Here is a 13,176-nt window from a genome sequence, read left to right as displayed (position 1 = left end):
ACGACGATGGAATACTTGATTCGACGGGCGGAAGTAGCAGATGCACCAGGCGCTTGTGAGGCGGTGCGGCAATCGATCGCGGAGTTGTGCATCGAGGATCATCACGGCGATCAGGCAACGATCGCTGCCTGGCTATCGAACAAGACAATTGAGAATGTGGCGTCTTGGATCGCATCGCCAAGAAACATCGCAGCCGTTGCCCAGGCATCCATTGGCATTGTTGGCTTCGGGCTGCTAAGTCAGTCAGGCACGCTCGCCCTCTTGTACGTGTCGCCCCTGGCACGCTTCCATGGGGTCAGCAAGGGATTGATGGCGTTCCTCGAAAGCGAGGCGAGTCGCTTGGGCATTCGTGAGATCAGGCTAGAGCGTTCAGCGACCGCTCGACAGTTCTACGAGGGTCGTGGCTTCTCTCCCGTCGGTGAGTCGTCGCTCGCATTCGGCACCGTCATCTCGTATCCGATGTGGAAGGGTCTTGCGCCCTAACAACCCGGCTGGAGCGGACTGTCGAGAGATCTTGGTTGTGATGCAAAAGTTACTTGCAGCCGCTCAGCCGGAACGTTAGCTGGCTCTGCTCAAAGTCGTTGCACTTGTCCCCTCAATAGATCCCCACATGGATAACGAGAATCGATTAACCGAGTTATTCTGTAACGATGGCGAAGAAGACGCGCCCTATTTCGCCGGTGAATCAATCGGGCAAAATCGTTACATCATTAAAGATATCTATTGGGATTTGTTCTTCCATAGCAATCCTTTAGACCTCGGCTTAAACGACATCATTGAAGCTCAGCCCAATGAGTACGGACATCTCTCGGTCACACAAATCATTGAAAAATCTGGTTATACAACGCTACGTCTGATGGCAAGGGCAGGTTGTCGCGGCGAAGATGCAATTAAATTTAGTGATTATTTAGAAAAAAATGGCTGTGCTTCAGTGGTTTCAATGGCTTCTTTCTGGTTAGTACACATCCCGCCAAATTTTGATTCTCAGACGATATTGAATTATATTCAAACTGAAGCAATTCCACTCCAGCATTATCATATCTGACTACGTTGAGTGCATAACAACGCCCCTGCACGCCGACCGCAGAGAGGTTATCTGTGAGCGTTTGAGGTTATCTATGGCGGGTGAACGGGGACGGTAGCTGGCTCCGCTCAAAGTCCTTGCACTTGTCCCGCGCGGCAATTGACAAGTCCGAAAACGCCAGGAGTCTGGGGTTGCGATCGTCACTCAAAATTTTCTCAGTATCCAAAAGCACTCAGGAGACTGGGGGCGGGGCGGTAGCAAGGGGCGATCGGTGAGTCCGCAAACGCTCAGGAGGCGATCGGTGAGACGGTAGCAAAGGGCGATCGGTCATTCTGAAAGCATCCAGGAGGCGATCGGTGAGACGGTAGCAAAGGGCGATCGGTCAGTCCGCAAACGCCCAGGAGATTTTGGGTGAGGCGTAGTTGGGGGGCGATCGGTGCGTGCTCCAGCTAACACGGCAGTGCAGCGGATTGACGGGAGATCGTTGGGGCATTCGAGGTGATCGGCAACCGCTGACTTGTGCCGTTAGCCTAGCCATCAAAGCCTTGAAAGATACATTATTTTAGGCATGTGTAGTGAGGGTTTCAATCTTTAATCTCTGGGGGAAATTCCCCGTGGCTTGCCACGTCAGCAACTTAGCAAAAATGCGTTCTGAAGGGAGAATTTCTCATCTTTACTCTCTAACTTAAACTAGACTGAAGACTAGGATAGAAAATAAAAACTGATTGATTTATAATTTTGACAATGCGGCAATACCAATTCATTAAAGGTCTAGTAGTTTTAGGATTAAACATTTCGATAGGAGTGGGTATTCAGTCTTCAGCAAATGCAAGCAGACAAGTAATCTTCAATGAAAGTCCTACTATCATTGAAGATTACTTTGGTCAGTATTGGACCCGTTTAACAACTACAAATGCAGCAGGCGATCGCCTTGTGAAATATACCTATAATCCTGGAGCAATACGCTCACTTTTTCTTAACGCAAACAATTTGAGACTGTCCATTGACTTTGTTAATAATCGAGCAGAGCGTATTAAAATCCACCAGAATGGGATGGGATTCAACATTCGTTCAGAGCAACTCGACGAACCAAATTATTATCCAACCTGCTTCAATAATTTGTTTAAGTATATTTTCGGTTACCCACCTTCTACCAATTCTCCAGTTTATCGGCGGTCAGTCTATGACGACTCTGGTGAGGGCGGAACATTGCATATCACGACACACTGCATTAGTGAGGGAATTGCAATCTCTTATGAATGGATCAGTGTCAGAGATTTTGTGCATTTCATCGAAATTTTTCAAGAGCCTGCTTGTATTTCAACACTAAATCGTTAAACGTTTAGTTTTAGGATGCAATTGGCATTTAGGCTAACAAGTCGTTGGAGCAGAACGGCAGAATATACTGTGAGAGACTCAAAGGCGGTTAGCGTCCGCTTAACTTAGTCGTTAGCTGGCTTGGTTATCCGTTGAGACGTTTTTTCAGCTTTTCTGCTGTAAGTTCAGGGTTCAACCGGGCGTTTTGCTAGGAAGCGATTCGCTCATCCAGATAGAGGCTACTTACTAATTTTACAACTCTCTAAAGTATGCAAGTCGAGTTACAAGAATGAGAGACTTAACCTTAATCATTGACGCTTTAATCTTATTCATTAAGGAAAACTGGCATCTCATCTTTTGTTTTCTTTGTTTTACTCTTGCTGCTACTATCGCTATTGGTGCTTTAGTAATTGGAGATTTTCAAGTTAAAAGAGAGAAGCAGAGAATAAGTGATTACCTTCGTCGTAGCAGCTCAACCAATATTGTTATTTCAATGGTGTGGTTTGACATGGATAAAACCACTCGTACTTATAATGTGAAATATACGAACAGTCGGGGTAAACATTGTCAAACTAGTTGTAAGATTCGGACAGGTATCTTTAGTAGTGGTGAAATTTATTGGACAAATCATCCTTAGAACACTTGGTTGAAAAGCAAGGATAATCCATTCAAACACGCTGACTTGATTTCGGGTTCAACAAGCTAAGTTTTGTTCAAAGTTTAGGTGAATTTATGAGGACTGTTGGTGAGTGATTTAGAGAGCATTCAAGTGATAGAAGAGATCGCTTCCCCTTGTGGTCGGTAACGCAAATGGGCAACGCCAAGTGATTGATACTGTGATTGATACCGGGTTCAGTGGATTTCTATCTTTACCATCTGCAATCATCGCCACTCTTGATTTACCTTGGAGTGCCTCTGATATTGTCACATTAGGCGATGGCAGTGAAACTCTTTTTGACTTGTACACTGCTACAGTGATTTGGGATGGGCAGTACCGCGAAATTTATATCGCAGAATCAGAAACGGAACCCCTGCTGGGGATGGCGCTACTCTACGGATATCGATTGCAGGTTGATACCATTGAGGGCGGCATCGTTAAGATTGAAGCATTGTGATCCCATGTAAAAGCGATCTGTGAGGCATGGTCTAACAACTCAAATGCAGCGGACGGAAAAAGGCGGTTGGTTGTATCACCAAGGTTGCTCGTTGCCGCTGATTTGAGCCGTTAATTGTAAAATAAACCACCGTTTGTTTTACGGTTGGGGTCTGTCAGGGCAAAGTAGCGTTTCAGCCCTTAACCTTTGTAAAACAACTTGTCAATTAATCTATGTGCCAAAATAGGGCAGGTTTGACGAGTTCTGATACAGTTGCAGTACATTAGAACTTCTGACTATGCTAATCGGGTATGAGAGAGTTTCGGCAGATGGACCAGCGGGCGCATTTGAACAGAAAGTTACGGTTTTGAATTCGAGTATTACCGAAAGCCTTGGCATGTAGGGGCAAAGGTAGCGTAGACACTGTTGGCGAATTATTTCTTCATAGCTGAACTACCTATTCCGTCGTTACTCGACTTACAAAACCAATGACTTTCAGCTAAGGAACGACAGCAGTTCAGGTCTCTCAGTGCGTTAAGCAATGTTTCGCCAACAGTGTCTTCGCTGTCTTTGCCTCAAGGACTCAAAGACCCAGAACCGTGCCATCAATCGAGTTCAGCACGTCCGCCAAGTTCCTTTAACGCCCAACTGGCCATGTCCTGCACAGGGGGGCTTTCATCCTGAAGGGCTGTCATGAGAGCGGTGACAGCAGATGCCATACCGATCTGATGCAGTGCTATTACTGCACCCAGTCGCACTTTCATCTCTGGATTGGTCAACAGTTCGGTCAGCGGTTCAACACTTTCTGAAACCCCGATTTCACCTAAACAACGGATCGCTTCCAGTCGTACTCCCAGGTCTTCATCGTTCAGTTGGGCTTGCACGGGCGCGATCGCCCGCTCATCGCCTAGGTAGCGCAAGGCAAAGACCACCGACTTACGCACCGTAGGATGAGGATCGCTGAGGCTTGTCACGAGCGGTATCAAGCTTTGTTCATCAGGTGACTGGCTCAAGGCTCTGGCCGCCGCCGCCCGAATTTGCCAATTTGAATGAGTTAACAGTTGACACAGGATTGGGACTGCCTCAAGAACATGCCGATGGTGCACCGCTAGCCAGCGCAAGGATTCGCTCGCCTGTAAAACCACCTCATCTTCTGCCTCTTGCAACGCGTCTGTAAGAGGGAGAACCGCCCGCTCGTCGTACATCATACCCAGAGCGCAAGCGGCGCTGCGTCGGACAAAAGCATCTTCGTCCTGCAGAGCATCCATCACTGGAACCAGGGTTAAGTCTCCCACTCTGCCCAAGGCGATCGCGGCTGTTTCTCGCAAAGGATGGGCTTCGTCTCGCACCATGCCCAGTAACAAGTCTGAAATGGTCATGCCTGTCAGTTGGGTTAAGGTGGCTGCAATGGCTTGATCGGCTGCCAATACATCTCCTGTTGTTAGGTTGGGTGAGCCTCCGCCGGTGCGGTCTGCCTCCTCCTGCATGCCCAGACCACAGGGATACTCATAACCCCAGGCTAGGACTTTAATCAGTGGTTCAATCGCCCGTTGATCGCCAATTTGTGCCAGCGTTTGGGCGATCGCTTGGACCGCTTCTGGTTGTCCCGAATAGGCGAAGTGCCAACCATTCCACTTCCGCAAGATTTGAATCAGGGTTTCCACCACGATGGGAAGCTGAAATTGGCTCAAGGCCTCGGCAACTCTTAAAACCACCTCCTCTTCGCTGTCTTTTGAAGCCGCAATTAAGGGATCGATCGCGCTGACATCGCCGATCATGCCCAGTGCTGTTGCGGCTGTTGCCCGCTCTGCGATTTGCTGTGCTTTGTGCAAATAATGCGTTTCTATTTCGGATGGATGCAAAAGCTTTGCTAACACGGGTACGGCTCTTCGATCTTGCAATTGCCCCAATAGCAGGATCGCCCGAGCACGAATTCGGTCATGCGTTGAAGCTTTCAAGACCGCAATCAAGGGCGCAACCACAGGTTTTCCGAGTTTGAGCAAGGCGGCGGTCGTGTTTTCACTGGTCTCCTGAGTTTGCTGGAATCGACCGTATTCCGCAATTTGCTTGAATCGCTGTATCAGAGGCCGCACCGCTGCCGAGTCACCGAGATCGCCCAACCCTTGAGTCGCCGCTTCCCGAACGTGCCAATCTGGGTCTTCAAGAGCATTGATCAGGAGGGGAAGGCTTTGCTCTGACTTGCCTGCTTTGAGAGCAAGGATGGCGTAAGACCGAATTACTGGCTCAGAATGTGGCACCACTGTGAGCATCAGTGCGGCGATCCGTGGATGATTAAACTGACTCAAGACTCCAATGATTGATCGCCACAGAGGTTCTGGAGACGACTGAGCCAATTCCAGCAAGGGTTCAATCGCGCGATCGTCTTTTAATGCGCCTAATGCCTGGACTGCCTGCAATTGCACTTTGTCATGGGAGTCTTGAAGACACGCAATGATGGGTTCTACGCTTCGGCGATCACCGAGCTTCGTCAAATTAGCAATGGCATACTGGCGAATCCCCCAGAATGAGTGATGCAGTAAATTTAGTAGGGTTGCCAAAGCCTCGGATTCACCCAGTTGCACGAGGGTATAACTGGCCCACAATACTCGCCAAGGCGATTCAGCAGCGAGCGCGTCTTGCAAAGCCGGAATTGCCATTGGGCCTAATTGCACCAAGGCTCGAGCGGCTGTTTCGTTAACGTTGAGCATCCGGTGTTCAAACAGCGTGACTAACGGTTGAATGGCTCGCGCATCTCCCACCTCTGCCAGGATTTTTGCGGCTTCTTGACGCACTTGGTCACTGGGGTTGGTGGTTAGCGCTTGCAGCAAAAGATCGACCACTGGTTCTGGCTGGAGCAGGAGCAGCTTACGGATGAGACCCTCATACAAGCTATCGCTGGTCAAATAGTGTTGCTGCAAAAATTGAATGACCGCTGCAATCGCCTGCGTCGAATGCAATTCCAACAAGGCATCTACGGCTTTATACCGTACGTCCTGGTGGTCATCTTGCAGGGTTTGGATTAGCGGTGCGATCGCCCGTTCATCGCCTAATTCACCGAGTTGTTGTGCCGCCTTTCCTCGCACATAGGAGTCAGCGTCATTGAGTGTAGTGATGAGTAGGGGAACTGCGATCGTGCCCAGCTTACCGAGTGACTCCGCCACCACCTCCCGCACGTGCTCACATTCGTCCTGCAATAACTGCTCAGATAGGGCTTGAAGCACTCGCGGATCAGTTCGCTGGTGATGCTCGCAGAGGTCAGACACGGCGAACCTCCGCATCTCATCGTCTGGGTGCTGTAACGCTCTCAGTAGGGCGGAAATGGATCTCACGCTTCGTGTTCCTCTCTGGGCTAGCTCGGCTGGGATAATAAACCTTTCTCCAGTGAAGCCGACTCACCACAGGGATGTCTGGAGTGAGAAAACCGAACCTACTCCTCACTAGCCTGCTCGTTCACCCAATCAATGGCTGCACGGACAGAGATCAGAGCTGGAACCTCCGCATATTGGTTAGTTTTCGTTGTCTGGTCAACAGTTTTCAATAAATATTGCTTCCGTCCTCCACCCAGTGGAAACCAGAGCAATCTTAGCTAGGAAGTTGAGTACTCGGTTTTCCCTAAACTTTAGACTACCAGTGTTTCCTGAAATTGCCTGCTTTTGCGGCATTACCTTTACCCATTACCTTCTGTATAAATACGATGAGAGTTATGGAGCATCACCGTAACTGTTGCAGATGTGGCGATCGTACTCTTCCAATTTTGGATTTGTCTTCAAATAATCGTGTAGCCACTGACAGCTAAAAGGTAATAGCGCTTTCAACTCTGAAAGCTGTTGCTTAGTGCTATCGAGTTGCCAAAGCCTGGTTGTTTGATCGCGGCTGGCAGATGCAAGTAGTTTACCGTCGGGGCTAAAGCTGACATGCCAGACCCAATCGGTATGACCAGAAAACGTTTGAAGTGGGCTACCATCTGATGTCCGCCAAAGTTTAATGGTTTTATCGAAACCTGCTGTGGCCATCACGTTGCCGTCAGGGCTGAAACTAACAGATATGATGCGCTCAGTGTGTCCGGTTAAGGTTCTCAGGAGCGTGCCATCCAGCGCCCAAAGTTTGACAGTTTTGTCATCGCTAGCAGTCGCAATGGTTTTTCCGTCTGGGCTAAAATTAATGCCATTGACTTCATCACGATGTCCTTTTAGCTCTCCAATTGCTTTACCATCGTGGCTCCAGAGTTTGACAGTTTTGTCATCGCTGGCAGTTGCGATCGCACCTTCGAGCATGGCTCCGCTGATGGTCTGGTTAGTACCCAACGGCAGACTAACGTTAACGGGGCTAAAGCGAATATCTGCAACGTTCCCCTGATGGTTGGTGTGCCACTTTTGTTTAATCTTTTTGCTGCTGGCATTCCAGAGGATGATGCTTCGGTCGCTGCCTGTTGACGAGATCGTTTGACCATCGGGACTGAAGCTAACGCTCATAACCCACCCGCTGTGTCCGGTCAAAGTGCCAAGCAGCCTACCGTCGCGTCGCCAAAGTTTGATGGTTTTATCCCAACTGGCAGTGGCAATGGTTTGACCATCCGGGCTGAAACTGATGTCCCACACGCGCTCGCGATGTCCCTTCAAAGTTGTGAGCGCTCTACCATCTCGGTTCCACAGTTTGACGGTGCGATCGTAACTTGCCGTTGCGATTGTCTGCCCATTCGGGCTGAAACTGACTTTATAAACATCGCCAGTGTGCCCTTGCAGAATTAACGGCAAGCTGCCATCGATTTTCCAAAAGCGGATCGTTTGATCAAAGCTAGCTGACGCGATCGTCTGTCCATCCGGGCTGAAACTGACGCTGGTAATGCGGTCGTTGTGTCCTTTCAGAGTTTTGAGTAAGGTGCCGTCCTGCCGCCAAAGCTTGATCGTTTTGTCGCTACTCGCGGTGACGATCGTCTGTCCATCCGGGCTGAAACTGACGCTCATGACGCGATCATTGTGTCCCAACAATGTCTTTAGTGGCGTGCCATCGCGCCTCCAAAGTTTGACTGTATAATCCCAACTTGCCGTCGCCAGTATCTGACTATCGGGACTAAAACTCACACTATAAACTTTGTCTCCATGACCTTTGAGGGTTTTGAGTGCTTTACCCTCTCGGTTCCAGAGTTTTACAGTGCTATCTTCACTAGCAGAGGCGATGGTCTGCCCATCCGGACTAAAGCTGACACTGGTGACGGCACCGTTATGCCCGGTTAAGGTTTTCAATTCAATGCCATCGCGCTTCCAGAGTTTAATGGTTTTGTCGTCACTAGCAGAGGCAATAGTCTGTCCATCCGGACTAAAGCTCACACTGGTAACAGTCCCACGATGTCCATTCAAAGTTTTTAGCTCAGTCCCATCACGACTCCAAAGTTTGATGGTTTTGTCGTCACTGGCGGAGGCAATGGTCTGTCCATCGGGACTAAAGCTGACGCTGTTAACGGAGTCGTGATGTCCATTCAAAGTTTTTAGCTCAGTCCCATCACGACTCCAAAGTTTGATAGTTTTGTCGTCACTAGCAGAGGCAATGGTCTGTCCATCCGGACTAAAGCTAACGCTGTTAACGGAGTCGTGATGTCGCTCTAAGCGATTGGATTCCTGAATCGCATAGATTACCTGTTGCAGAACATTTGCCGTTTTGGTTTTTAATTCGCTTTGGTTACCAACAACGTCTTTTAGCTGCTGACTTGCCTTCACGCTGGCAATCAGTGCCTCTAGTTGCTGCGTTTCCAATTGTTGATTGGACCCAAGTAGCTTCTCAGAGACTGCATTCAACGCTTGAATCTGCTCAACTTTGTACACCATACTTGCCAGAATAACCGCTGTCATCGTGCCAACCAAAGACAGACTTAAAAACGCAGACCCAACTCTGATCTGCCGCTTCGCGGTTCGTTGTGCCTCGCGTTGTTGGCGCTCTTGGCTGGCATTCAAAAATTGATAATCTTCAGTACTCAGGCTCTTACCGGCTGCCCACGCTTGCGCGTTTTGGAGTGCCTGCCCTTGCAGCAGCGGTGATGCGTCTTCTTGATTGGAAGCGATCCAGGCATTCAGTGCTTCAGCGTAGGGACGTAAATCTGACAACGCTTTTTCCACCCAACGGAGATCGAACACAGAGGCATAAATGCGGTTGTAAACTTTTAATTTGCCCTGCTGTTTAACCACTAAGCCCGATAGCTGCAATTCCACTTGCCCAAAACTGCCATCAGCTGCAATTCCGTCCAGCTGCAAAACTTGCTGATACAGTCCCAAAAGTTGGGCTACCCGTCGTTCATTTCGTAACAGGCGATCGCGGATTGTCTTGAGATGCTCTGGTTCATCCTGTGCTTCCCAATTCTGAATGACGTTTTGAGAAACTTGTTGTTCGATCCAGTCAACAGCGTTAGCGGGTATAGGCGTGGCAGTGTTGAGGACTAAATCACACAGCTTTTGGGTCAAAAAGGGCTGCCCCCCCGTCCAATCTAAGACTGTACGCAACACGGCTTCAGGATTGCTGACCTTTGTCGCTAATCCCTGAATGAGCGGTTGGGTTTCATGCAATTGGAAACCATTTAAGTCAATGATCTGCCCAATGTTAAACGGTGTGCGGTTCTTGTCTTGCACTAGATCGGAAGCGGCGGCTACACCTAGGAGTGCAAAAGTCAGGCGATTGTAGTCTGGGGCATCCGCACGTTTGTTGTAGCAGGCGCGAATAAACGCAAAGAAATCATCTTTGAACATGAGACTGAGAATGCTATCAATTTCATCAATAAAAATCACGATCGGTTGATGAATTTCGACCAGCAGCACTGACTCAATGAAAACGTTCAAGCGATTTACAGCCGAAAGATGCTCATGCTCACGCCACCACGATCGTAGGTTGATTTGCAGCTTCAAACTGTTGACGATCGTGCCTACCAACCCGGCATACCAGCGGTCGGGCGTGACCTGCTGAGTGCCAATCGCAGTCACATCAATCACAACACAGACAATGTGATCACCTTGCAACCGACGCATGGTGCGGACGCGCAGACTGGATTTGCCCATCTGCCGAGAGTTCAACACATAACAAAACTCATACCAATTTAAATGGTGTCAATGACAGATAGTGCATTGAGGATAAAGGGGTAGCCTGTAAGGGAAGCAATCACTTGAGGGGTTAGCTGGGCTAAGAGTTGATCAACCCTGGATTGCAGTTGGTCAAGCGTTTTGAACGCAGCCCACTTGAGATCCGCCTTGAGATGTTCCCATAAACGCTCGATAGGATTTAACTCTGGGCAGTAAGGCGGTTGAAACACCAAGATAATGTTCTCTGGCACAATAAGGTCTTTGCCTTTGTGGAACCGTCCGTTATCCACTTGCAGGATGTTGAGACTATCGGGGTAAGCCTTGGAGAACTCATCTAAGAACCATTGGTAGCATGCGGTATCGACATGGGAGAATTGCAAGAAAAAGGACTCTCCTGTGGTAGGTTCCACAGCACCGTATAGCCAGAATGCTTTGAATATCCATTGCCACGCCCCGATGGGTTTAACCCCAACTGCCGTAATTAATCGTCCGATGAGCGTGTGAAGTCCAAAGCGACTCTCATCTTGTGCGAAGTAACGAATCGGTCGCTCATCCTGGCGCACCTGCCGATAGTACTGACTCAATAAGTCGAGGTCGTCTGCGAGGTTTGCTTAAATGCCTCTCGCTGGACTCGGTTCTGCTTGATGTTTTGAGGACGGGCGACCTTGAGTTTCGCTTTGAGTCGATAGCGCGTCATCTGGTAGACCGCATGATACTCGGCTTCTACCCCTAAACTCTCTAACAGCCACTGCTGCACCTTCCCATAGCTGCTAAACCCATTGCTCGGTTCCTGCAATCGCTTGGCTAAGGCAACCTCCGCCCACATTGGAATCACCCGGTTGCCTCCTCCTGGAGTGGGTTTAACCACCAGCAATGCTTCTAATCCTTGCGCTCGGTACAGGGCTAACCATTTTTGCACCGTGCCCCGATGCCTGCCAATTGCAATCGCAATCTGACTGACACTCGGTGCGTGCGCTTGTTTGAGCCAGTACAACACTTGCAATCGCTCTTTGAGTATCGGCTGTTCAACCGCTCGCAAACGGGTGCCTAGCTCCTCGAGACTTTCTTTAATTGCGATTGCGCTTACTCCAGCCATTGTTAGACTCTCACCTCTACATCGCTCAGTTTATCTGATCTGTAATGGCTCCAATTTAATTTGGTATCACCCGCTTTTAGCTTTTCGTATAAAGCTTGATCTGCCTGTCGCTCGACATACGATAAAGCGTTCGGAGGTAGGCTGCCCCCAACTTGATAGTTGTAAGTTAAACGTTGATTCATGGGTTGTCGATCACGTTAATTCAATCTCATCCATTGCCGGATGTTCACAAAAATACTGTCTGTACAGCTCACACCGTGGGGTGACATGATTGCTTGCGAGCGTTACCAGTCCCAAACTATGTAGTTTAAATGCCAAGATTGTCCTTAATGAAACCGGAGTCTTTGCGGTCACCACATCGCTAAAGGCGTTAGCTAATTCTGGATGTTGTTCCAGGTTCCACAAATGACGACGAAGATGATCGCTGTAAACGCCTGCTTCGGTTGCGGCTTGTTCAAGTACCTGTTCAAAGGCGATTGTTTGATGAGCAACGTGATACATCGCCACTCGCAACAAGTAAGGATGACCGCCGACTAAACGCATCAGTTTCTCTATTTGATTGAGTGTCCAATCTAGCCGATAGCGCTGAGTTAAGTCCTGCACCTGCTCCAGGGTGAGTTCAGGTAACTCGATCGAGAGTCCCACATTAAAGGGCGATTGATTCAAATTCATCGGGATGTAGACCTCGGTGGAATGAATCACGATGAGTCGAAGCTTTTTCCAGGTATCGCTATCGCTATCGCCGTATCTTGCCTTCTCATACCAGGCTCGCAATAATCCCAAAAAATCATTGGCAATTTCTGGATAGGCAAACACGCGATCAACCTCATCTAAACCAATCACTAACGGACTGTTGCTTGCTGCCAGCAAATACTGCTCAAAATAACTGGTGCTGTTGTAGTTGCCATCAAAAATATCGTCCCAATACTCAGCTAACTGATTGGGTAAGCGCAAACTTCGGCTCACGCAAAGACAAAACCAGCGCATTAATTTATCGACATTGCCTAACACATCACTGGGAGCGAGTTGAAAGCTTAGATGCACCGTGCGATAGCCCTGCTTGCGTGCCTGATCAAGAATACGTGCCATCAACGATGTTTTTCCCATCTGCCTGGGTGCTTTGATCCGAATCAGTGCACCTGGATGCGCGATTTCCTGATAACACTGAGCTTCGATCGGTGGACGCTCAATATAAAAAGTAGACTCAAGCGGCACTTGACCGACTGGAAGCTCTGGTTCTGTAGAGGGACTGTCAGGCGGTATCAAGGCTGGAAGCACCGATGAATCTTTCTCAGCCAATCGATTGTCTTGCTGAGGAGCGATCAGTTGATTTTGAACGGCTTCAACAATTGCTGGTGCATCAGTAGACGATCGCCATTCCCACGACTGCAACCCTGCTAGATAGTCACTCAAATCAGAGTTAACTGATGCCACTTGCCCAATCTGAATCGGTATAATTCCTGGGCGATTGGTCGCATTGGCTCGTTCTCTCACTTGGCGTACTTCTTCGGTTATGATTTCGCTCAACGCCGCTTGGGGAGACCACAACAGAACATAACAATCACAGTGCTCCAATGCGCCAGC

The 13,176-nt window shown here is 48.9% G+C and carries 12 protein-coding genes; 5 read left to right on the top strand and 7 right to left on the bottom strand.

From position 1 onward, the window contains the following. The first annotated feature begins 6 nt into the window (after positions 1-6). Entirely contained in the window at positions 7-483 is a 477-nt protein-coding gene (locus JOY44_RS29460) for a GNAT family N-acetyltransferase (RefSeq protein WP_171576944.1), read from the top strand. 127 nt (positions 484-610) lie between these two features. Then, on the top strand, positions 611-1,045 hold the full coding sequence (locus JOY44_RS29455; RefSeq protein ID WP_171575776.1) for a DUF4265 domain-containing protein: 435 nt from the start codon (positions 611-613) through the stop codon (positions 1,043-1,045). Between the two features lie 306 nt (positions 1,046-1,351). Here JOY44_RS29455 and JOY44_RS32565 read toward each other — a convergent pair whose 3' ends face one another. Then, positions 1,352-1,480, bottom strand: a complete 129-nt coding sequence (locus tag JOY44_RS32565; RefSeq protein WP_281063349.1) for a hypothetical protein — start codon at positions 1,478-1,480, stop codon at positions 1,352-1,354. Between the two features lie 288 nt (positions 1,481-1,768). On the opposite strand from JOY44_RS32565, the gene JOY44_RS29450 reads away from it, so the two are divergent. The 3 genes from JOY44_RS29450 to JOY44_RS29440 all read left to right on the top strand — a co-directional run bounded on the left by JOY44_RS29450 (position 1,769) and on the right by JOY44_RS29440 (position 3,456). Then, on the top strand, positions 1,769-2,362 hold the full coding sequence (locus JOY44_RS29450; RefSeq protein WP_171576943.1) for a hypothetical protein: 594 nt from the start codon (positions 1,769-1,771) through the stop codon (positions 2,360-2,362). Between the two features lie 268 nt (positions 2,363-2,630). Beyond that, positions 2,631-2,978: a hypothetical protein gene (locus tag JOY44_RS29445; protein ID WP_171576942.1), complete on the top strand. Its 348-nt coding sequence runs from the start codon at positions 2,631-2,633 to the stop codon at positions 2,976-2,978. Positions 2,979-3,135: 157 nt separating this feature from the next. After that, positions 3,136-3,456 carry a clan AA aspartic protease gene (locus tag JOY44_RS29440; RefSeq protein WP_171576941.1) on the top strand — a complete coding sequence of 107 codons (321 nt, stop codon included), beginning with the start codon at positions 3,136-3,138 and terminating at the stop codon, positions 3,454-3,456. Between the two features lie 584 nt (positions 3,457-4,040). On the opposite strand, the gene JOY44_RS29435 is transcribed toward JOY44_RS29440, so the two are convergent. The 6 genes from JOY44_RS29435 to JOY44_RS29410 form a co-directional block, all read right to left on the bottom strand. Further along, complete coding sequence (locus JOY44_RS29435; protein ID WP_171576940.1) at positions 4,041-6,764, bottom strand: HEAT repeat domain-containing protein; 2,724 nt, start codon at positions 6,762-6,764, stop codon at positions 4,041-4,043. Positions 6,765-7,136: 372 nt separating this feature from the next. Next, positions 7,137-10,493 (bottom strand): AAA-like domain-containing protein, encoded by a 3,357-nt coding sequence (locus JOY44_RS29430; RefSeq protein ID WP_203032226.1) that lies wholly within the window; start codon positions 10,491-10,493, stop codon positions 7,137-7,139. Between the two features lie 20 nt (positions 10,494-10,513). After that, on the bottom strand, positions 10,514-11,080 hold the full coding sequence (locus tag JOY44_RS29425; RefSeq protein ID WP_171572406.1) for an IS630 family transposase: 567 nt from the start codon (positions 11,078-11,080) through the stop codon (positions 10,514-10,516). After that, complete coding sequence (locus tag JOY44_RS29420; RefSeq protein WP_171572405.1) at positions 11,077-11,592, bottom strand: helix-turn-helix domain-containing protein; 516 nt, start codon at positions 11,590-11,592, stop codon at positions 11,077-11,079. The genes JOY44_RS29425 and JOY44_RS29420 overlap by 4 nt, the downstream gene beginning before the upstream one ends. A gap of 2 nt (positions 11,593-11,594) precedes the next feature. Then, positions 11,595-11,774, bottom strand: coding sequence for a hypothetical protein (locus JOY44_RS29415; RefSeq protein ID WP_171576918.1), 180 nt, complete (start codon positions 11,772-11,774; stop codon positions 11,595-11,597). 10 nt (positions 11,775-11,784) lie between these two features. Continuing rightward, the coding region (locus tag JOY44_RS29410) for an AAA-like domain-containing protein (RefSeq protein WP_171576938.1) at positions 11,785-13,176 on the bottom strand (1,392 nt) is incomplete at its 5' end.

The organism is Leptolyngbya sp. Cla-17 (genome assembly GCF_016807185.1).
In the GTDB taxonomy this organism is placed as follows: Bacteria; Cyanobacteriota; Cyanobacteriia; order Leptolyngbyales; family Leptolyngbyaceae; genus ULC077BIN1.
This window is presented reverse-complemented; position numbering and strand designations above follow the sequence as displayed.